General features: G+C 68.4%; 21 protein-coding genes. 3 read left to right on the top strand and 18 right to left on the bottom strand.

The genetic code is table 11. The annotated features are described in order from the left end of the window. Positions 1–123: 123 nt before the first annotated feature. The 14 genes from AB3X52_RS10295 to AB3X52_RS10360 all read right to left on the bottom strand — a co-directional run bounded on the left by AB3X52_RS10295 (position 124) and on the right by AB3X52_RS10360 (position 14886). The gene (locus tag AB3X52_RS10295) at positions 124–642 is read right to left on the bottom strand and encodes a GNAT family N-acetyltransferase (RefSeq protein WP_367993925.1); all 519 of its coding nucleotides are present in this window, start codon (positions 640–642) and stop codon (positions 124–126) included. Continuing rightward, positions 639–932, bottom strand: coding sequence for a type II toxin-antitoxin system TacA family antitoxin (locus AB3X52_RS10300; RefSeq protein ID WP_367993927.1), 294 nt, complete (start codon positions 930–932; stop codon positions 639–641). The genes AB3X52_RS10295 and AB3X52_RS10300 overlap by 4 nt, the downstream gene beginning before the upstream one ends. A gap of 582 nt (positions 933–1514) precedes the next feature. Further along, on the bottom strand, positions 1515–3185 hold the full coding sequence (locus AB3X52_RS10305; protein WP_367993929.1) for a GMC oxidoreductase: 1671 nt from the start codon (positions 3183–3185) through the stop codon (positions 1515–1517). Between the two features lie 64 nt (positions 3186–3249). Then, positions 3250–4272: a sugar phosphate isomerase/epimerase family protein gene (locus tag AB3X52_RS10310; RefSeq protein ID WP_367993930.1), complete on the bottom strand. Its 1023-nt coding sequence runs from the start codon at positions 4270–4272 to the stop codon at positions 3250–3252. Beyond that, on the bottom strand, positions 4269–5381 hold the full coding sequence (locus AB3X52_RS10315; RefSeq protein WP_367993932.1) for a Gfo/Idh/MocA family protein: 1113 nt from the start codon (positions 5379–5381) through the stop codon (positions 4269–4271). The genes AB3X52_RS10310 and AB3X52_RS10315 overlap by 4 nt, the downstream gene beginning before the upstream one ends. A gap of 11 nt (positions 5382–5392) precedes the next feature. Next, positions 5393–6607: a lactonase family protein gene (locus AB3X52_RS10320; protein ID WP_367993934.1), complete on the bottom strand. Its 1215-nt coding sequence runs from the start codon at positions 6605–6607 to the stop codon at positions 5393–5395. Then, entirely contained in the window at positions 6604–7728 is a 1125-nt protein-coding gene (locus AB3X52_RS10325; RefSeq protein ID WP_367993936.1) for a sugar phosphate isomerase/epimerase family protein, read from the bottom strand. The genes AB3X52_RS10320 and AB3X52_RS10325 overlap by 4 nt, the downstream gene beginning before the upstream one ends. Then, a complete protein-coding gene (locus AB3X52_RS10330; RefSeq protein WP_367993938.1) occupies positions 7725–8195 on the bottom strand; it encodes a C-glycoside deglycosidase beta subunit domain-containing protein in 471 nt (156 codons plus the stop codon). The genes AB3X52_RS10325 and AB3X52_RS10330 overlap by 4 nt, the downstream gene beginning before the upstream one ends. A gap of 163 nt (positions 8196–8358) precedes the next feature. Beyond that, entirely contained in the window at positions 8359–9639 is a 1281-nt protein-coding gene (locus AB3X52_RS10335) for an MFS transporter (RefSeq protein ID WP_367993940.1), read from the bottom strand. Between the two features lie 165 nt (positions 9640–9804). Beyond that, entirely contained in the window at positions 9805–11043 is a 1239-nt protein-coding gene (locus tag AB3X52_RS10340) for an ROK family transcriptional regulator (protein WP_367993942.1), read from the bottom strand. 84 nt (positions 11044–11127) lie between these two features. After that, positions 11128–11799, bottom strand: a complete 672-nt coding sequence (locus tag AB3X52_RS10345; protein ID WP_367993943.1) for a GntR family transcriptional regulator — start codon at positions 11797–11799, stop codon at positions 11128–11130. 146 nt (positions 11800–11945) lie between these two features. Beyond that, positions 11946–12956 (bottom strand): sugar ABC transporter substrate-binding protein, encoded by a 1011-nt coding sequence (locus AB3X52_RS10350; protein ID WP_367993945.1) that lies wholly within the window; start codon positions 12954–12956, stop codon positions 11946–11948. 98 nt (positions 12957–13054) lie between these two features. Next, positions 13055–14125, bottom strand: coding sequence for an ABC transporter permease (locus AB3X52_RS10355; protein ID WP_367993947.1), 1071 nt, complete (start codon positions 14123–14125; stop codon positions 13055–13057). Next, positions 14122–14886, bottom strand: a complete 765-nt coding sequence (locus AB3X52_RS10360) for an ATP-binding cassette domain-containing protein (RefSeq protein WP_367993948.1) — start codon at positions 14884–14886, stop codon at positions 14122–14124. Before AB3X52_RS10360 ends, AB3X52_RS10355 begins: the two co-directional genes overlap by 4 nt. Before the next feature lie 179 nt (positions 14887–15065). On the opposite strand from AB3X52_RS10360, the gene AB3X52_RS10365 reads away from it, so the two are divergent. From AB3X52_RS10365 to AB3X52_RS10375, 3 genes are all read left to right on the top strand, one after another. Continuing rightward, on the top strand, positions 15066–15770 hold the full coding sequence (locus AB3X52_RS10365) for a GntR family transcriptional regulator (RefSeq protein WP_367993950.1): 705 nt from the start codon (positions 15066–15068) through the stop codon (positions 15768–15770). A gap of 92 nt (positions 15771–15862) precedes the next feature. Further along, positions 15863–16834, top strand: coding sequence for a PDR/VanB family oxidoreductase (locus tag AB3X52_RS10370; protein WP_367993952.1), 972 nt, complete (start codon positions 15863–15865; stop codon positions 16832–16834). Positions 16835–16848: 14 nt separating this feature from the next. Then, positions 16849–17988, top strand: a complete 1140-nt coding sequence (locus AB3X52_RS10375; RefSeq protein ID WP_367993954.1) for a Rieske 2Fe-2S domain-containing protein — start codon at positions 16849–16851, stop codon at positions 17986–17988. 47 nt (positions 17989–18035) lie between these two features. Here the strand turns inward: AB3X52_RS10375 and AB3X52_RS19405 are convergent, their stop codons facing one another. The 4 genes from AB3X52_RS19405 to AB3X52_RS10395 all read right to left on the bottom strand — a co-directional run bounded on the left by AB3X52_RS19405 (position 18036) and on the right by AB3X52_RS10395 (position 20640). Next, entirely contained in the window at positions 18036–18383 is a 348-nt protein-coding gene (locus tag AB3X52_RS19405; RefSeq protein ID WP_437440545.1) for a site-specific integrase, read from the bottom strand. Positions 18384–18708: 325 nt separating this feature from the next. Next, a complete protein-coding gene (locus AB3X52_RS10385; RefSeq protein ID WP_367993958.1) occupies positions 18709–19056 on the bottom strand; it encodes a helix-turn-helix domain-containing protein in 348 nt (115 codons plus the stop codon). A 353-nt stretch (positions 19057–19409) separates the two neighbouring features. Beyond that, on the bottom strand, positions 19410–19643 hold the full coding sequence (locus AB3X52_RS10390; RefSeq protein WP_367993960.1) for a PIN domain-containing protein: 234 nt from the start codon (positions 19641–19643) through the stop codon (positions 19410–19412). Positions 19644–19932: 289 nt separating this feature from the next. Then, entirely contained in the window at positions 19933–20640 is a 708-nt protein-coding gene (locus tag AB3X52_RS10395) for a GntR family transcriptional regulator (protein WP_367993962.1), read from the bottom strand. Between the last annotated feature and the right edge of the window lie 58 nt (positions 20641–20698).

A 20698-nucleotide genomic window follows, 5' to 3' on the forward strand; every position in this document is an offset into this window, starting at 1 on the left:
CGAAGGCGCATCGTGCTCCGCGCGCCACGCTTACGTGCACTTAACCGGCGTTGAAGCGATTGCATCGCCGGACCCGGATCTTGGGCGCGGGGGCCACCAGGGGGCCACGCGTCTTGCCCCCCGTCACCGGCCGGCGGCTTCCAAGGCGGCACGGATCCGAGAGATCTTCATGTATAGGCGCAGCGTCGTCCCGATCCGGATGAACCCGAACCGCTCGTAGAAGGCCAGCACCTCCCCACGGAGGGCGTCAACGACCATCAGCCGGCCACCCGCCGCCTCAGCCGCGATCACGATGGTCTCCATCGCATCCAGCAGCAACTCCGCCCCGACGCCCTGGCCCTGCAGGGAGCGGTCGACAGCCAGCTGCGCGAGCAGATAGCCCGGCACGGTCGTGAGTCCACCGGCCGCACTCCCAGGCAGGTCCTCGCGATGGGTGTCGTGCGGCGCAACCGCATAGAAGCCGAGGATTCGCTGGCTGTCAGGGGACCTCAGAATCCGTGTTCGCGCGCTTCCCTGTTGCTGGGTCCGCAGCGCATGGCCGCGGAGCCACTCGTCGGTCTCCGCCTCGCCACTGTCGAACGCGTCGAGCTCATGGGTCGGGCCGAGCAATTCGGTGAGGAACTCCGGCTCCCGGGCGCTCACCGACGCGTGATCCGGCGCGGCCGCTTCGCCAGCGCGACGATCTCATCGATCGGGGTCGCATCGTCCAGGGCCGCAATCATCGCGTTGAACTGCTCCGCCGGCATCAGCGTGTGCCCAGCACGCGCCACCACCGTCTCGGCCTTCGCCACCGCCGCCCCGACCACGAACGACGACACCGTCGAGTTGCTCAGCTCAGCCGCACGGGCGATCACCGCAGCCTCGTGCGCCGTCGCGCGCGCCTCGATCCGCTCGCTCTTGCCCTTCGCGCGAGCCTTCGTTGCCGTCGCCATACAACACCTCCTGAAGTCGTACGGCGATTGTACGGAAGATATGCCACCGCCCCAAGTGTCTCTCGGCGAACCGTGCTCACCTCAATGAGGGCCGACGACCCAGCCGACGGCGACGGCCGGCCCTCAAGATCCGAGGGCCACGAGAATGAGAGGCGCAGCCGAGAACGACGAAGCCCCCGGGTGACCGTTGCGTTTCCGCAAGTCACCCAGGGGCTTCACTCGGTGGAGCTGAGGGGATTCGAACCCCTGGCCTTCTCAAAATTCCAGGGGCCTTGAGGGATGCCAGATAGTCTCGACCCGACTGGCCCTCACTCGACCGAAGTGTGCTCCGACCTGGGCAGATGTCCAGAACCGCGAACAGATTCAGCCCTCAGGTTACCGCTGTCTCGACCGTTCTGGAGGGGTCTGGGGAACGGTGAAGTGCCGAGTTTATGGTGACGGCCGGGCCCTGACCCTTCAGAGCACCTCGCTCGGCCCGCAACGCGGCGTCATCATGGTGCGGGTAAGCGTCCCGTGGAGTGCTGGGGCGCGCCGGCGGGGACCTGGCTCGGGTGAAGTGGGCAATTCGATCGACGCGAGGTGTCAGGCGCCACTGCGGGCCTGGCTCTCGGCCAGGTGCTCGGCCGCTCGGGCGGTGAGCGCCATGATCGTCAGCGTCGGACCGACCGCACCATTGGAGACGTAGCTACTCGCGTCAGTCACATACAGGTTTGGCACGTCCCATGCCCGGTTGTGTTCGTCGAGCACCGACGTCGCCGGGTCGCTGCCCATGCGGGCGCCGCCGCACTCGTGAATCGCGGCACCCATGGCCATGCTCTTCTTGAAGCCGAGAATGAAGATCGCCCGGCTGATCGGATCGGCATTGGGCCACACCTTCTTCGAGTCCAGACCCAGTGCAGAGCCGACGAAGCTGACCTTCGTTCCGGCGGCCTCTGCCATCTCGCGCAGCCCCGTGACCTGGGCACGCATCAACGCGCGCTCGTTGTCGGTGATCGAGAGGCGGATGCGCGGAATCGGGATCCCCCAGCGGTCCTTGCGCCGTGAGTGCAGGCTCACCCGGTTGTCGTAGTAAGGCAGCATCTCGCCGAAGCCCATCAGGCCGACGACGCCCGGGTGCCCGTCGGGCACCGGCAGCCGGCCGATCGTGCCCTGTACCGCCCAGCCGCGGGCGAAGCCGGGGTTCGTGACGCCGTCGACGTTCTCGAACCGGGGCACGTAGACGCCACCGACCGGCGGATAGTAAGGGTCCGCCGGCGCAGGGTCGACTACCTCGAAGCCGGGGTGGTCCGGGTCGTCACCGAAGAGCAAGCTGGGGGTCTGGTCCATGAAGTAGCGGCCGAGTAGCCCCGACGAGTTGGCCAGGCCGTCGGGATGACCGTCGGTGGCGGAGTTGAGAAGCAGCCGGATCGACTCGATCGGCGAGGCGCAGACCATGACGGCGTCGGCGTACACGCGCTCCTCGCGCTTCGTGTGCCGGTCGATGAAGACTGCTCCGTCGGCACGCCCGGTGGCACGATCGATCGTGACCCTCGAGACGATGGCATCGGTGCGCGTCGTGAGGCGACCGGTCTGGCGGGCGGCGACGATGCCGAGCGGGACGCGGTGGAGGTTCGGGGCGGCGTAGCGCCAGCCCACCACCCGCCGGTCGGCCCATCGTCCCTCGACCGTCTTCTTGAACTGCTCCTCGGCCTCGGTCAGGAGCGACGGGCCGCGATACCTGCCGTCGGGCAGGTTCTCGACGCCGTCCGCGTTGCCGTAGATGCCGAGGAACTGCTCGATGCGGTCGTAGTACGGCTCGACGTCGGCGTACGAGATGGGCCAGTCGACCCCGTGGCCGTCGTGGCTGGCGGCCTTGAACTCATGGTCTGAGGCACGCAACAGAACGCGACCGTAGGAGTGCAGGCGCCCACCGAGCACTTGGCCTCGGATCCAGAGGAAGTCGCCGCCCTCGGTGGCGTAAGGGTGTTCGAGGTCGTTGACCAGGAACTTGTCCTTCTGCGCCTGGTACATCGCGCGCCGGGCCTGGACGTACTGACCCTTGAGGCTGGCTCGGACCCGGCCGCCGAGGCTGATGCTCATCGCCGCCGGCGGTGTGGGCGGAAGCGGTTCGAAGTCGGCGTCGGAGATGTCGCGGCCGGCCTCGAGGAGCAGGACGTCCAGGCCCCGTTCCGTCAGTTCCTTGACGGCGATGCTGCCGGTGGCGCCGGAGCCGATGACAAGCGCGTCGTACCGCTTCTGAGAGATGTCGGTCATTGCAGTGTTCCGTTCGTGGTGTCGCAGGTGAGGCAGGGGTAGGTGAGTGGCTCCATGGGTGCACTCACTGGTTGCTGAAGGCGGCGTCGAAGTTGGCCTGGGGCAGCTTCCACAGCAGCGAGCGGATGTGGTCGAGGGCCTCGGCGGCGCCGTGGAGTCGGTCCATGCCGGCGTCCTCCCACTCGATCGAGATGGGCCCCTTGTAGCCGATCGCATCCAGGGCACGGAAGGCGTCCTCCCACGGAACGTCGCCGTGTCCGGTGGAGACGAAGTCCCAGCCGCGACGCGGGTCACCCCAGGGCAGGTGCGATCCGAGGACGCCTGCCCGCCCGTTGGCCGGGCGGAGCCGGGTGTCCTTGCAATCGACGTGGTAGATCCGGTCCTGGAAGTCCCAGATGAACCCGACCGGGTCGATGTGCTGCCACATCATGTGGGAGGGGTCCCAGTTGAAGCCGAACGCCTCGCGGCGGTCGATCGCCTCGAGGGTGCGCACGCTGGACCAGTAGTCGTAGGCGATCTCGCTGGGGTGCACCTCGTGGGCGAAGCGGACGCCCTGCTCGTCGAAGACGTCCAAGATCGGGTTCCACCGGGTCGCGAAGTCCTCGTAGCCGGCCTCGATCACCGAGGCCGGGACCGGCGGGAACTGGGCGACGTAGGGCCAGATCTTCGAGCCGGTGAACCCCACGACGACATCCACCCCGAGCCTGCGCGCCACCCGGGCCGAGCGCTTCATGTCCTCGGCGGCGCGCTGGCGCACCCCCTCCGGGTCGCCGTCGCCCCAGGTCGAGGGGCGCACGATGGCTTGGTGGCGGAAGTCGATCGGGTCGTCGCAGACCGCCTGCCCGGTCAGATGGTTGGAGATGGCGTGTACCTGCAGGCCGTGCCGATCGAGGATCTCCAACCGCGAGGCCACGTAGGCGTCGTCGACGTCGGCCCGCTCGAGGTCGAGGTGATCGCCCGAGGCGGCGATCTCCAGCCCGTCGTAGCCCCAGCCAGCCGCCAGCCGCGCGACCTCCTCGAACGGCAGGTCGGCCCACTGTCCGGTGAACAAGGTGACGGGGTGGGTCGACTCACTCGTGGTGGTCACAGGATCCTCCATTCTCCGCTGCGCGCGGACTCGAGGACGGCGTCGACGATGCGCACCGAGCGCAGTCCATCGACAACCGTCGGAAGGCCTTCAGGCTGCGCGCCGCGTACGGCGTCGTAGGTGTCCGCGACGAAGGCCGCGAAGGCGTCGGTCCACCCCTGCGGGTGGCCGGGAGGCGTGCGGTTCAAGCGCGCTTGGTCGGGAGCGACGCTGCCCTCGCCGCGGCGGAGCTCCATCGCGCCGTCCTGAGTGCCGAGCCAGACCGACTCCGGTCGCTCCTGGTCGAAGACCGCAGATCGGAGCGTGCCGTCGATCTCCAGCCAGAGCCGGTTCTTTCGGCCGGCGGAGACCTGCGAGATGACGGTGTTGGCGCTGATCCCTCGAGCGGTGCGGAACGTCGCCACCGCGATGTCCTCGGTCTGTACCGGAACGCGGTCCACTCCCGCGGAGGTGCCACCGAAGGACGGTGTGGAACCGGCCGGTCGGGTGGGATAGGTGATCGTGGTGGTCGCCATGACGTTGGTCAAGGTCTCCCCCGAGACGAACTCGGCCAGGTCGCACCAGTGCGATCCGATGTCGGCGAAGGCGCGTGAGGCGCCTCCCAATGACGGGTCGATGCGCCAGGTCGAGGCGTCGGGCGAGAGGACCCAGTCCTGCAGGTAGGAACCGTGGACCAGTGCGATGTCGCCGAACTCCCCCGCCAGCCGTCGCGCCCGAATCTCCCGCACCAGCGGGTGGTAGCGGTAGACGTACGGCACGGCCGCGACGACCCCGGCGCGCTCGACGGCCGCGACGACGCGCTCGGCGTCCGGCACGGTAGCCGCCACCGGCTTCTCGACGACCAGGTGGACGCCCGCCGCGGCCAGCGCCTCGGCGTAGTCGGCATGCGTCCAGTTCGGGGTGCAGATGTGCACCACATCCGGTCGGTCTGCGAGAAGAGCCTCCAGACCGGGATAGCCGGTTGCGATCCCCCACTCGTCCGCTGCCTGGGCCGAGCGCTCGGCGCTGGACCCGAGAATCCCGGCGACGGTCGCACCCGCATCCCTCGCGGCGCGCAGATGGGCCGCCGCGATCATGCCCGATCCGATGATCGCCACTCGCAGGGGCATGCGAGCGCCGTTCACGAGGCCAGCTCCACGAGCGCGACGAACGCCGGATCGGCGACCTTGATGGCAGCGAGCACGCTGAGGTCGCCGGTGGACTCGTCGATGGCATAGGAGCGGACGACGTTCGCCGGCCGGTCAGCTATGAGCAGGAACCGACCGTCGGGGGCGAGGGTGAAGCTGCGTGCCGCGACTCCCGGGTGCAGCGAGTGAACCAGCGGTGTGTGGCCCACCCGCGCCAGCCCGCCATCGGGACCCACGCGGAACCAGGCGAGGCTGTCCTCGCCGCGGTTGTTGACATAGACCCACCGTCCGGACGGGTGCACGCGGAGGTCGGCGGGCTCGTTGGGTCCGGCGTAGTCGGCCGCGATCGTAGGAACCTGGGCGATCCGAGCGAAGGAACCGGTCTCGGCATCGAAGTGCAGCGAGACGAGCGTGGAGGAGAACTCGCAGGTGGCGTAGGCCCTGCTCGAGGTCGGGTCGAACGCCAGGTGACGGGGGCCTGTCTGGGGCGGGAACTGCACCCGGCTGACCTCCCGCAGTGTCGGGCCGAGTGTGAACACGGTGATGCGGTCGGCGGCTTTGTCGCACACCACGACGTACCGGCCGGTTGGGTCGATGACCGCACAATGGGCGTGGCCGCTGGCCTGCCCGTGGCCGGCAGCCTGTGGCGAGCTGTTGGGGTCGGTGCCGCCCTCGGAGAAGACGTGCACGTCGACGATCCGACCCAGCCGGCCGTCGGCCTCGAGGTCGAAGAGGATGAGGCTGGAGTCGTCGTAGACGTACTCGACGCCCCAGCCGTCGTCGTGCTTGACGATGCGTTCGACATGGTCGAAGCTCCCGTGATTGGCGCTGACCAGCGCCCTGCCGTCCTGCGCGACGCAGAGGTACGTCGGGAAGGGACCGGGGGCGACGAGGCTGTTGAGCGGGTTGAGCGCCCCGTCCTCAGGGTCCACTTTGAACGCGTGCACTGCGGCGGCGGGGCCGACCGGACCACGCCCGTCGGTCTTGCGTTCGTCGACGGCGTAGAGGGTGTGGTGCTGGGCCGAGTAGACCAGATAGCCGGCCTGCTCCGGTGCCGGACAGTGCGCACGGTGCGTCATTGTGGTGCCGTCGGCGGTGATGTCGACGAGGTCGATGCCGCCGGGGCCCGCGCCGGGGCCGTGCGCGTAGCTGCCGACGTACGCGACCAAGCGCATGGAGTCGGCTGCATCCGTCTGAGAGGTGGTCATGCCGCGATCAACCTCGTCAACATCTCCTGGTGACGGCGCACCTGCTCGACCTCGGACTGCAGGTCGTCGACAGTGCGGTCCTGCCAGTAGCGCTGACCCTCGTACTCGGAATTGACGTAGCCGTCGAACCCACCGGCCTTGAGTGCACCGATCGCCGCGGGGTAGTCGATCGCGTCGTCGTGGTACTGACCCGGCCGGCCGGGCACCTCGGACATGTGGTTGAACTTGCCGTGCACGTGGGTGACGTACGGCGCCAGCTCGCGCAGCCTGTCCGCGGACGTGTGGGAGAACATCAACGCTTCGGCTACGACGGTGTAGTCGATAGCTCCGGGGGCATCGACCCGCTCGTCGGTCCATGTCTTGACGCCTTCGAACGCGCTCAGTTCGTCGGCCGGCGCTGTGCCGGAGGAGAGGTAGCGGGCGAAGTCGGAGCGCAGGTTGCCCGCGGTGTGGGCGAACAGACCGGTGTGATCAAAGGGTGCGCTGCCGTCGCGGATGCCGAGGGCCAGTTCGACGGAGGCGTCCTGGGCGCTCTGCTGGGCGCCGCGGCGCCCGAACCAGGCGAGCTGCGCCTGGGAGAGCTTGAATTGGAAGATGCCCAGGTCGGGCACGATGCCGAGGTGGCTGCTGCCCGTGCGGTCGGCGAGCTCGATGATCTCGGCGACCTGCTGTCCTTCCAGCCTCATCGGTTGGTGGATCTCCTTGCCGAGCCTGATGTCGAGCTCCTCGGCGATGGGGAGAGCCATCTCCATGATGTCGATCGGCACCACTGAGAGGGTGCGAACGATGCCGAATCCAAGCGACTTCGCGAGCCGGATGTCGTGGATGAGGCGGTCGGCACACTCGCGGTGCGTCATGACGTGGTCCCGGAACTGCAAGACGTCCATGCCGACATCCATTGCCACCGGCCGGGTGCCGTACTCATCCATCCAGTGGTGCCACCGGGCGAGGAACTCCGGACCCGGATCGGGGTAGTGCAACGACATCTCGTCGATGAGCTCGATGCCTGTAGCGCCGCCGAGGTTCTGGCCGACCTCGCGGATCTGTGCCTCGAGATCGAGCTCCTTGAAGAACTGGCTCTGCTGGTAGCTGTAGAGCGATACTCCGCGCTTCATGGTCATCGGCTCATCTCGGGTTCGGTCAGCGTGAGCCGGTAGCTCACGATCTGTGGGGTCTTGTCGGAGCCGGCGCCGGTGCCTGGCTCCGGAGGGTTCGTCACCCACTCCTCGTCGGTGGGCAGATAGCCGTATGCGGCCAGGACGGACTGCTGCAGTCGGACGATGTGCTCCCCGGGGGCAAGCCCTCCTGGGGCTGCCACGTGCAGCAGACCTTCGTCGTCGTAGTCCCAGTGCTCCCAAACGGCGGTGCGGAGTGCCTCGAACGAGCGAGGTTCGCGACCGTTGACCTCGAACGTCTGGCTGGAGCGCGGGTACGTCGTCCCGTCCACCTCGAGGAAGTAGCCGTTGTGCAAGGAGAGGTAGCAACCGCGGTAGTTGGCGTGTCGGACGGCGAGTGTGAAGCCGATGACCTCGCCGTCTTGCACCTCGTTGCGCAGGCTGTCCGGTCGGATGAGGAAGTTGTCGAACATAGATCTGTCCTTCGAAGTGTTGAGCGGTCGCCCGGTAGGTGCCGGGCGCGTCTGAGCGCAGGCGCTGTCCGGGGACGTGCGCCGGTTCAGGCGGTCGGACCGCGCAGCTCTCGCAGGCCGAGCCGCTGGCTGCGGCCTCGGATGCAGAAGGCAAGGGCTCCGGTCATCCTCCGACCACCAGTTCAGCGGAGGCGTCGTCGTGGTAGCGCACGACCTCGGCGCTACGACCATGCCGGAAGAAGGCCGCCCAGATCACGGCCGCGACCAGCCCGGAGACGACCGGCAGGATCCACAACGCAGTCCACTGGCCGAGGTCGCTTGCCGGGTGCTTGGCCACCGTGGCGTCGTACAGGCGGCCCGAGAGCTCCGCACCGATGAACTGGCCGATCCCCGAGGTGATCAGGATGAGCATGCCCTGGGCTTGTGCCGAGAGGCGCACCGGCGCAACCGTGCCGATGTACATGGCGGCCAGCACGAGGAAGAAGTCGTTGCAGATCCCCTGGAGCGCGATGGCGAGGATCGCAACCCAGTCGTGCGTACCGGCGGCCACGATGAACAGAGCCAGCCGCACCGACCACATCACCATGCCGGAGAACAGGGCCCACTTGATGCCGATGTAGCGCAGCACCCAGGGGATGGTGACGATGAACGCGACCTCGGAGGCCTGGCCGAGCGAGAGCACGCTGGCCACATCGTGCACGCCCAGAGCACCGAGGAACGGCGAGGCGTAGGTGTTGTAGACGCCGAGGGCGACGGCAGTGAAGAGCGCGCAGACCATCAGCACCGCGAAGTTGCGATGCCTGAACAGCGTGAACGCCTTGGCTCCCACGACGTCGCCGATCTGGAACCGCACCCCCTTCGCCGGCGGCTGCGTCCGCGGCAGAGTGAAGGCGTAGAGGCCGAAGGCGAGGCTGACTCCGGCCGTCACGAAGAACAGCCTCGGCGAGGCCGACAGGCCCATCCATCCGACGGCCTGGCCGGCGATGAACCAGCCGAGCGTGCCGAAGACCCGGATGTAGGGGAAGAGGCGCTGGTGCGTGCCGAGGTGTCGGAAGGCGATGTGGTTCGTCAGCCCCAGAGTGGGCTGGAAGAACAGCATGTAGACGAAGATCAGTGTGAGGGTGAGACCGCCGCCTCGGTGGGCGACCGCTGCCGGCAACAGCAGCATCGTCGCGCCGCCGGCGAGGTGGGCGGCACCGAGACCCTTCTGCGACTGCACGAAGCGATCGCCGAGCGACCCGAGGAACATCGGGGACACGATGGCGGCGACCGCGGCCAGCGAGTACGCGTGCCCGATGGTGCCGGCGAGACCGTGGGTCGCCAGGATGAGGCCGAACGTCGCGAACCAGGACCCGAAGACCACGAACTCCAGCAGCATCATGGCGGTCAGCCGCAGGAACAGACCCGACGAGACCGAGGTGCGCTCCTCCTCGGTCGCCGTCATCTCGAGCCTCGTTGCGCGGTTCGGATTCGAGCGGGCAGGAGCCGCATGGGTCCTCGGCATTGAGGTCTCCTCGACGTAGTCAGATGTGTCCGCGCTCACACGAGCACGAGTCGATTCTCCCTTTCCTGTCGAATTCGTCAAGAAGCGTTCCGTTGACCGTTCAGATTACGAATGATTTATGGGAAGGTGGGCGGTGGGATCGGACTGCTTCGCCCAAGAGGGCAGTTCGCTCAAGCCGCGGCCCTCGGCGCTGAGGACGCCGGCGAGGCCGCCGAGGACGACCCCGTCCTCCCACAGTTCGGCGTTGCGGATCCTGATCGAGGGCGAGACCGCGATCAGGCTGTTGAGCTCAACTGAGGATCGAAGGCTCTCGAAGACCAGCGAGCCGCCGCGTCCGAAGGCGCCACCGATGGCGATGACGTTGGGGGCTAGCACTTTTGCGGTGTTCGCCAGCGCGCGGCCGAGATAGTGGCCAGCCTCGAACAGGACCCGGGCGCAGGCCCCGTCACCCCGCCGGGCGGCCTCGACCACCTCCTCGAGGGAGCCCTTCGCCGAGCCCGAACCAGCGAGCGCCAGCAAGATCGAGCGCTCGGAGAGGTACGTGGTCAGGCAGCCGCGGCTGCCGCAGAAGCACACGGGGCCATCCTTTTCGAGCACCATGTGTCCGATCTCCCCGGCCATACCGTCGCCGCCACGCTGCAGCTTGCCGTCGACCACGATGCCGCCGCCGACATTGGCCGAGCACATGACATAGACGAAGTGCGAGCTTCCTCGACCCGCACCCCACGTCCACTCAGCGAGTGCGGCAAGGTTGGCGTCGTTCTCGGCGAGCACCGGCACGCCGAGGCGTTCCTTGAGCGCGGCCGCGACCGATACGTCCTTCCAGTGCGGCATCTGCAGCCGCGCCCAGGACAGGAGCTGGCCGTTCTGCGTTGACACCGGCCCCTGCATCGCCGCCGCGACGCCGGCGAGCTCCTTCACGCGGATACCGGCGCGGCCAACAAGCGCATCGATCAGGTCGACCACGATCGATGGATCTCCCCCTTGATCGGTGGAGGACTCACCGAAGACCACCGTTTCGTCGTACCTCGCCTGGCGGGCGAAGTCGAACAGCGTGGCGTGTACACCGGAGACATTGACCTGCACCGAGGCCACGGCCCCGTTGTACCCGGCGAGCGTGACGACCGACTGCCGCCCGTTGCGCGCCCCGACGGTCGCGACCCCCTCCTCCTGCAAGACCCGTACGACGTTGTTGACGGTGGCCGGCGACAGGCCGGTGGCCCGGGCCAGCGCCGCCTGGGAGGACGGCCCGTGCGCGCGAAGGGCATCGACGACCAGCTCATGGCTGCCGTTTCGGCGCGCTCTGCGAGCAGGCGGGACCGGATGGTGGTCAGGATCGGCCATGATGGCATCCTATTCTTCAATGCTTGAACGATGAAGGATGCACATATGCGCAGTCTCTTCAGTAGACAGTGACTGTCGACACTGTCAGGCGGTCGGTGCGGACTCGTCGCGAAGCGCCCGGATCACTCCGGCGAGGTGGTCGCGGGCCGCGATCTCGGCCTCGTCCGCGTTGCGGCTCTCGATCGCCCGGACCGTGCGCCGCAGCTCGACGAGTGACTCCTCGGCGCGACGCATTCGCAGGGACAGCTGGAACTGGTGCCGCACGATCTGACCCATCAGCCGCTGGACGAGGTCGGCGGCGGTCGCATGGGCGGACGCCGCGCGGACCAGGCCGTGGTGGACCTGGATCAGCTCGGAGTAAAGCGGGAGCTCCCCGGCACCGACGGCCTCCTCCATGCGCCGGAGGTTGTCGACGATGTCCGCGACCTGCTGCTCGGTGCCACGCTCGGCGGCCTTCGCCGACAGGAGTCCGTCGAGGACACGCTCGCACTCCATGATCTCGATCGCCTCGGCCGCGGAGACGCGTCGCACCCGGGCGCCGCGATTGGGGATCCGCTCGACGAGCCCTTCGAGCTCGAGCACGCCCAACGCCAGTCTTACGCTGTGACGCGTCACCCCGTACCGCTCGTTGAGCTCTGCCGGCAGCAGCCTGAATCCGGGCGGGAGCTGACCAGAGGCGATCTCCTCGCGGAGATGCTGGGCGGCGACGTCGCGGCCAGCGGCGCCCGCGGGCGTGGCGTCGAGTTCGTCACTCACGGTGCTCACGGTGCTCACGCTGCTCACGGGTCGAGGGGTTCGGAGGTCGATGGTCGGCACGCTCAGGCGAGCCGCCCGATCGCCCAACGTTATCAACCGCCGACCGGGCCCCGGCGCGCCGTGCGCCGGGGCTTAGGCGCACGGGTTCAGCAGCTCGCCTGATAGGTGTAGTCGGCGTTGGCGGCGTCGCCGACGTTGTCCTTGGTCAGAAGCCTCTGCGGCACACCGACGAAGTCGTCCGAGGCGGGGACGGCGCCGCCCTTCGGGTTGGACTTGATGTAGTCGACGAGAGCCTTGAGCTGGTCGGCACCGATCTGCTTGGGCGACTGGGCGACCAGCGCGGTGATCAGGCCCTGCTTGAGCGCATCAACCTCGGCCGGCACGGCGTCCAGAGCGATGACCGTGACCTTGCCCGCCTTGCCGGCTGCCCTTACGGCTGCAGCCGTGGCCTGGCCGTCCGGGCCGTCGGCTGCCACGATGACCTTCAGGTCGGGGTTCGCGATCAGCAGCGATGAGACCGCCTGGGTCGCCTTGTTGACGTCGAAGGACGTGTAGGTCGTCTTCAATGCCTGGAGCTGCGGGTTCGCGGACGTGATCGCCGAGACGACCGGGTTCAGGCGCGAGTCGACCGGGACGAGACCCGGGATGCCGTTGATGACGGCGATTTTCCCGCTGCCCGTCGGGACGAGGCTCTTGAGCTGGTCGAGGAAGGCGAGGTTCTTGGTGTCGGTGCCGACGACCTTGTACTGCGCGGCGGGGTTGGTGCCGTTGATCGTCACGACCGGGACGCCCTTGGTCATCAGCGACTTGTACTGCGCGACGAACTGGTCGGGGTTCGACGGGTTGACGAACATGCCGGCCGGCTTCGCCAGTGTCGCCGCCGAGAAGCTCTGCGAGTACGCCGACGCGTCGCCCGAGGTCGATGAGTAGTCCTTGTAGGTGACGCCCAGCTTCTGCGCCTCCTCCTTCGCGCCGCACCCAAGTGACGCCCAGAACGGGTCGCCGGTGAGGCCGTAGACCCCGGCGATGGTGATGTTGCCGGCACCGGCTGTGGCACCGGCGCCGGTGCCTGAGCTGGAGCTTCCGCAGGCGGCCAGTCCCAGGGCCAAACAGGCGACGGCCAGCGTCCCCGCCGAACGGCGAATGTTGAGCTTCATCTGTGTTCCTTCCATTGATACCCAGGGACCTGGGCGTCGGGCTGCGGTCGCCGGAGCAGGTGCCGGCGGGAGGGTGGTGGTGGCGCGGTGCCCGGGTGTCAGGTCGCGCGCCGGCGGATATAGGTCAGCCGGTCCAGCGCGACCGCCAGGATCAGAACGCCGCCCACGGCGATGAGCTGGTAGTAGGACGAGACTCCGACGATGACCAGTCCCGATTGCAGAATCACGGCGAGCGCGGTGCCCCACAGGGCGCCGATGATGGAGACCTTGCCGCCCTCGAGCATCGTGCCGCCGATCACGGCCGCGGTGACGGCGTTGAGCGCGTCGTTGCTGTGGCCCTGGATCGCGGTGCTGCCGAAGTGGGACAGGTCGATGAACCCGGCGACTCCGGCCAGCGCCCCGCCGAGGATGGCGAGCTTGAGGAGGTGGCGGGGCGCCTTGATCCCCACCCGATCGGCAGCGCTGAAGGACGACCCGATGGCCAGCGTCCGCATGCCGAAGCGGGTGTAGCGGATGCAGACGTAGAGCGCCGTCGCCACGACGAGGGCGACCAGCGCCGGCACGGGCAGGACGCCGATGGTGCGCAGGCCGAAATTCTCCTGCAACTGGGTCGGCACTCCGGAAAGGTCGGTGCCGTTGCTGATGACGTAGCCGATCCCGGTGCCGATGCCGAGGGTGCCGAGCGTCGCGATCAGGGCGTTGATGCGGAGGTAGGCCACGAGCAGGCCGTTGATGGTCCCGAAGACAGCCCCGGTCACCACGCAGGCCAGCAGCCCGGCGAGGACCGCGGCGGCGGCGTGGGGGTAGGTGCCGTCGGCGGCGGGTGTGGAGATGTGGAGCATCACACGGGCACCGACCACCGAGGAGAGGACGAGGTTCGCCCCCAACGAGAGGTCGAAGATCCCGGCGCCCAGCATCATCGCGAGTCCGACGGCGAGCAGCAGCGCCTCGGTGCCTGCCAGCAGCAGGGCCTGCACGTTGTCACTCGAGGCGAAGACCCCGTTGTCTGACAGCGCCGTGAACAGCACGAACAGGGCGATGTCGAGGGCGAGGATGGCGGTCGCTCGGGTGAGCAGCGCCTGTCGCCACCACGGGGTCGGACGGGTGGCCCGGGTGTCGACTGCCGACTCGCGCGAGGCCGCGGGCGAGGTGTTGGCAACGGTGTTCATGCGAGGGTCTCCTGGGCGTAGCCGACCATCGTCGCCACCACGTCGGGGACGGTCAGGTCGCGGGCGGGGGCGTCGATGGCGGTTCTGCCGCGCCACAGGACGACGACGCGGTCGGCCATGGCGAGGATGCGAGGCAGGTCGTGGGAGACGACCAGAACGCCGCGGCCTGCATCTGCGACGCGGCGCATCATGGAGCACACCAGCTCCGACTGTCGCGCACCGAGGGCGGCGGTGGGCTCATCCAGCAGCACGGCGGTGGACGACCACATGACCGCGCGAGCGACGGCGATGGCCTGTCGCTGGCCACCCGAGAGCTGGCTGACCGGCACATTCAGGGACGGCAGGGCGATCGAGAGCTCGCGAAGCGCGGCATCGGTGCGCTCGGCCATCTGCTTGCGGTCGAGGAACCCGAGCGCGCCGAGCGGCCCGCTCCGCATCAGCTCGTGGCCAAGGAACATGTTGTCGACGACGCTGAGGTCCGGCGCGAGCGAGAGATCCTGGTGGACGGTGTCGACACCGTGCTCTTGGGCATCGCGCACCGAGGACATCTCGACCGGCTTGCCGTCGATCGTGACCTGACCGCTGTCGGGCCGATGGATGCCCTGCAGGACCCGGAGGAACGTCGACTTGCCGGCACCGTTGTCGCCGAAGAGCGCAACGACCTCGCCGTAGTCGACGTTGATGGAGGCGTCGCGCAGCGCCTCGACGTGGCCGAAACGCTTGCCGACGTGCTCGGCCGCGATCGCTGATCCCTTGCGCATGGTGTGCGCCTTCCGTTCCGTGTGACGTGGGCCACTAGCCCGATGTGAGCCCTGACACTAAGAAACGCTTGCTCATATTATCAACAATTTTTGCGCAACGACTTGCGCAAAGATCTGCGCAACAGGTTAGAGTGACGTGACGCACACAGCATGGAGCGCACGCAGAAGGAGGTGGAGGAGTGAAGCAGCGATCCACGCGGGCGCGTGCCGACGACGTTCGCCAGCGACTACGAGCCGCACTCCTCCAAGGCCGCTACGCCCCCCGACAGCGCCTGATCGAGGCCGAACTAGCCGAGGAGTACGCCGTCAGCCGGTTCGTGATCCGCAACGTCCTCCATCAGTTGGAGGCGGAGTCGCTGGTCGAGGTGCAGCCCCATCGCGGCGCCCGGGTACGCGAGCTGTCCTTGGCAGAGGCGCTCGAGATCACCGAACTGCGCCAGTCGGTCGAGGGATTGATCGCCGCCCGCGCCGCAGAGAGGATCTCACCGGCGCAGATCGACGGCCTCCAACGGCTCGGACGCGCGATGGCCGACGCCGTCGAGGGCGGCGAGCTCGTGCGATATTCGGAATCGAACGCCGCGCTCCATGCGTCGCTGCGGGAGATCGCGGCGAACGCGACGGCGACCGCGCTGCTCGAACGACTCAACGCTCAGATGGTGCGTCACCAGTTCATGCTGTCGCTGATCCCTGGGAGACCGCGGGTCTCGCTGCCTGAGCACCTGGACATCATCGTCGCGGTCTGCGCTCACGAGCCCGCCGCCGCGGAGTCCGCGATGCGCCGCCACATCGGCAGCGTCCTACGCGCGATCGCCGAGTCAGACGCCGCCGGAAGCCGCGCTCCGGGCATGCCGGGGCCCGCGAAGGGCATGGCCGCAGCGCCCTAGGAAGACCTTGGAAGACCTAGGAACGACCGGATCCCTGCCTGAAACACCTTCTCGCGTCCACACCCGTTGACGCGCTCTGAACTGGAGTAGTCGTGCACGACCGATATCTCGACGCCGTCGTCCTCGAGCGACGCAACCTGAGCGACCGGATCGCCGAGTTCACCCTCGGTGCCGCCGACGGCCAGCCGCTGCCCCTCGCCGAGGCAGGCAGCCACCTCGAGCTCAGGTTCGGCGGCGACACCGGGCGCTTCCTGCGCCACTACTCCGTCGTCGGTCCCCTGACCACCACCGCACGCGAGCCGTTCTGGCGCATCGCGGTGCAGCGCGAGGACCGTTCACGCGGGTCGGCGTACATCCACGATCACTTCCGCAAGGGGACGCCGCTGCGGGTCTCGCATCCCATCGGGGCCTTCCGGCTCTCGCGCAACCTTCCCCACGTCCTGCTCGTCGCAGGCGGCATCGGCATCACGCCGATCCTGCCGATGCTGCGCTCCCTCGTCATCCGCAGGCAGTCCTTCTCGATGCTCTACGCCGGCGCCGAGCGCAGCCAGATGGCCTATGCCACCGAGGCGCGCGGCCTCGGCGGGGACCGCGTGCGCATTCACGAGGCGGTGCACAGCGGAATGCCCGACCTCGATGGCCTGCTGGCCGCGCAGCCTGCCGGGACCGTGGCGTACGTGTGCGGCCCGGGCCCGATGATCGACGCACTACGAGGCCTTGCCCGCGCACGCGGCTGGGACGACCGCCACGTGCGCTTCGAGGTCTTCAACGCCGCCCACCTGCCCGACGACGTCGACTTCGACATCCGTCTGCGATCGGGACACGTGGTCCGGGTCGGCGCGGGCACGACGATGCTCGACGCGCTCGAAGGCGCACGCGTAGACACGCTGTCCGACTGCCGCCGGGGGGAATGCGGACTCTGCGTGACCGACGTGCTCGACGCCCACGAGGGGATCGACCACCGCGACAGCTATCTCACCGCCGACGAGAAGGCCTCGTGCACCCAGGTCGCCCTGTGCTGCTCGCGCGCCAGGGGCGCCGTGCTCGACCTCGACCTCGAATGAAAGGGACCACCGTCATGACCGACACCCTGCCGTCCGCGCCCAGCGAGGACCTGAGCGGCGACGCCGCCGTCTTCGCCGCCATGGAGCCCCACGACCCGGGGCAGTTCGCGACTCACGCCACGCCGTTGATCCGCAACTGCTGGTACGTCGCGGGCCTTGCCAGCGAGATCGGCCGCGTTCCGCTCGCCCGTAAGCTCCTCGGCACGGACGTCGTGCTGTACCGGACGAGGTCCGGGGAGCCGGTGGCAATGCGGAACCGCTGCCCCCACCGCTCCTTCCCGCTTGCCCGCGGCAAGCTCGAGGGCGACCGGCTGATCTGCGGCTACCACGGCATGGAGTTCGAGCCCGACGGAATTTGCGCCCACATGCCGGCCCTGTCAACGACGCCCTCCACCGTCACGATCCGGACCTTCCCGGTCACCGACCGGGGCCCGCTGACCTGGATCTGGATGGGCTCGCCCGATCTCGCCGACGAGGCACTGATCCCCGACACGAGCTGGCTCGCGGACGAGGGCTGGGGCACGGTCTCGGGTCGCTACCACATCGACACCGACTACGTCGCGATGCACGAGAACCTCATCGACCAGACGCACTTCCCCTTCCTGCACCCCGACACCGTCGGCACGCCGGAGTACGCCAGGTCGCGGCTGAGCGCGTCGACGGAGAACAACCAGGTGGTGATCCGTCGTCATCTGCACAACTCTGCCCCGCCCGCCGTCTACGGCGTACCCGCCGGGATCATGCACAAGCGGGTGGACCGCACCTCGGAGGCACGGTTCGTCTCGCCGGCTCTCCACGTAGCCTTCGCCGAGATCATCGACCACGAGCCGGACGGGGACGCACCGACGAACTACCGCTACAACATCACGCACTGCTTCACGCCCGAGTCGAACACGACCATCCACTACTGGTGGTTCAACTCCCGCGACTACAAGCCCGGCGACCCGGAGATCGACACCTTCCTCACCGACGCCTCCTCGCAGGCGTACTCCGAGGACGTCGAGGCCTTGGAGTGGATCATGGACGTCGTCAAGAACGATGCAGATCCGCAGATCGACCTCAGCTTCGCCCCCGACAAGCCGGGCCTGATGGCCCGCCGCATCATGTACCGGCTCTCCGCACTCGAGCACACGATGGTTGCAGGTGAGCGTTGAGTCCTTCCAACATGGCGTGACGGTTGAGCGCGTGGACGAATTTCCGGCTACGGAACTGACTGCCGCGGTCGCTGTGCAGGACCTGGGAGACCCGCGAGGAGATCCGGATCGCGATCGTCACCGGTGCACCAGTTGCCGACGGCCGCGCAGATGGCCGCGATCCGCTCCAGGGTCAGGGCGCGTGGGGTGCCCTTGGGTCGGCGGAGCTGAAAGGTCCCTCGACCGGGTTGCCGGGTGAGGGCGTCGTGGCGCAGCGCGTACCCGAACAGCAGGTTGAGCACGGTGCGGACGCGGCTCGCCTGGGAGTGGGAGACGGCGCGCTGGTCGCGCAGGTCGCGCTCCACCCGGCCGGTGGTGAGCTCGCCGAGGGTGTAGTGCTCGAAGGTCGGGCGCACGTGGAGCCGAGGGTGTCGCGGTAGCCCTGTTTGGTGGTCTCGGAGATGTCCTGAGCCTCCAGATCGGCCAGCCACAGTTCGGCGAGGTCGCCGAGCGGGCTGGCCAGCCGCAACTGGCCGGCGCTGCCGTAACCGCGCCGGTCGACCAAGCGCTGGTTGAGCAGTGCGGTGGCCTGCCGGGCGGTGCGGTCGGTGGCGGTGACCTTGCGCAGGCGGCCGTCGACGTCGCGGTAGCGGGTCTCCGCCACGACCCCGGCGCCGGCGCGGCTGGGGCGCAGCGCGATCGCGCCGTAGGCGCCGATCGGGGTACGGGGGCGGCCGCCGCTCACGGAGCGCGCCCGGCTAGCCGGTCGGGGTCCTCAACGGTGGCGGGCTTGGCGCCGTGGCGCACCGCGTCGGCCTGCTCACGGCCGGCCAGCCATGCCACGACCTCGGTCCGGCGGAGCCGCAGTTCGCGGCCCACCCGAAAGTCTCGGAGGCCGCGACCGGCGCTGCGCAGGTCGTAGAAGCACTTCAGACTGACGCCGAGGTAAGCGGCAAGCTGGGAGATGGTCAGGACCGCCAGCTGGCTGGCCAGGTCGGCCCGGTCGGTGCCGTCGGCGCAGTCGGTAGCGTGGTCATCGCCGGCGACCGGACTCGGGTGCGGGATGCTGCTGGGTGCGGTGGTGTCCATGCCACCCAGGTGTGCGAGCCGGACCGAGCCGGTCCCAGACGCGCCGAGGGCCACGCTCCAGCGTGTCGCTCGGGACGGTGAAGTGGTGAGTTTGTGGTGAGTTGCCATGCCGTACTCCTCGATGAGGATTCCGGACTGGCCCACTGGCCTGCATGTTTGGTGGAGCTGAGGGGATTCGAACCCCTGGCCTTCTCATTGCGAAGGTGCACCTTGCTTCCACGTGCCATATCTGCGAGCGCTTCCACGCGTTGCAGCGCTTGCTCGACAACCCCGAATCTCCGACGCGGGGGCCACCGGGGGGCCATGGCCGGACGAACGGATTCGCGGGCAGAGAGTCACACCTTGGCCTTCGGCTACAACTCGACCCGATCGCTGGTCCAGGTCGGCACGCCCGCAAAGAAGAAGTCGTTGTCCGCTGTCCAAAAGGGGCGGTCGAGGGCCAGCGCAGTCGCGAGGCTGGGCCGGTCAGCTGATCGCGTCGCTCGATCCGGGCCAATGCACCTGCCCGGTAGGCAATGTAGCCCTGCTCTTTGACAGCGCGGACCAGCCGGGACGCGACTTTGAGCGTCGGGTAGGTCGTCAGGCACCGCAAGCGTTACCGCCTCCAGGACCTCCTCTCACCGGCACAGCACCTCGACCTCTGAAGCGGCGCCAGTCGTCACCCGCCGGGCTGAACCGGCTCTGCTGCACTGATCGGTGAACTGTGACAATTTCGTGGTACGGGATCCGGCACGGTTCGAGTGAGGAACTCGGATGCGCCGACACTAGCTTCGATCACCTCGCCGGAGTCGAAAAGTAGCGCCGAACGATCGGTCGAGCTTCCTCGTCTGGACAAGTTGTCACGCCTCCAACGGGTGGCCGGGACCACGGCCGCACTCAGCGAGCGGTCTCCGGGACCCAGCCGCTGGTCCGCAGCGCCGCGTCGAGCGTTGAGCCCGGAGTCACCCCAAAGGATGCGGGCATCATCATGACCAGCGCCCCGAAAAGATGGTCCCGGGTGGCGGCAACCGCCTCCTCGGCATCGCCGGCGGCGAGGGCCGCGAGGATCCGAGCGTGGTCATCGTCGGCACGTCCGCGACGTACGTCGAAGTGCAGCCTCATCCGCTCTGCTTGCGCCGACAGGTCGGTGAGCAGCCGGATCAGTGTGGGGGAGCCGGCGAGGCGGTAGAGCGTCATGTGGAACTCGCGGTTGAGCCCCGAGAAGGCCTGTTGGGCGTCGGGTCCGTCCACCCGAGACCGGAGCTCCTCGTGGAGCTCGCGCATCCGGTCGAGTGTCTCTTCGGTCAGGTGTGGCAGCGCCGCCTGTACGGCGAGGGTCTCGAGCTGGATCCGCATCGCTGCCACGTCCTCGGCCGCGGCTAGGTCGACGCCGGTTACCACGACGCCGCGGTATGGGAGTCGTTCCACCAGACCCTGGGCGTCGAGGCGCAGGATCGCCTCGCGTACCGGGGTGCGGCTGACTCCGTACGACGCGGCGATCTCGGTGGGGTCGAGGCGGTCGCCGGGAGCCACGGCGCCGGTGGCGATCTGCTCGTGGAGGCGGTCGAAGACCTCGTCTGCCACGCGGCGATGGATTCCGGGCATGCGCACCACTCTAGGGAGCGGGACGTCTCGCCGGTCGAGGGGGAATTGGCCGGATCGT

It is taken from the genome of Nocardioides eburneus (assembly GCF_040838215.1).
Lineage (GTDB): Bacteria > Actinomycetota > Actinomycetes > Propionibacteriales > Nocardioidaceae > Nocardioides > Nocardioides eburneus.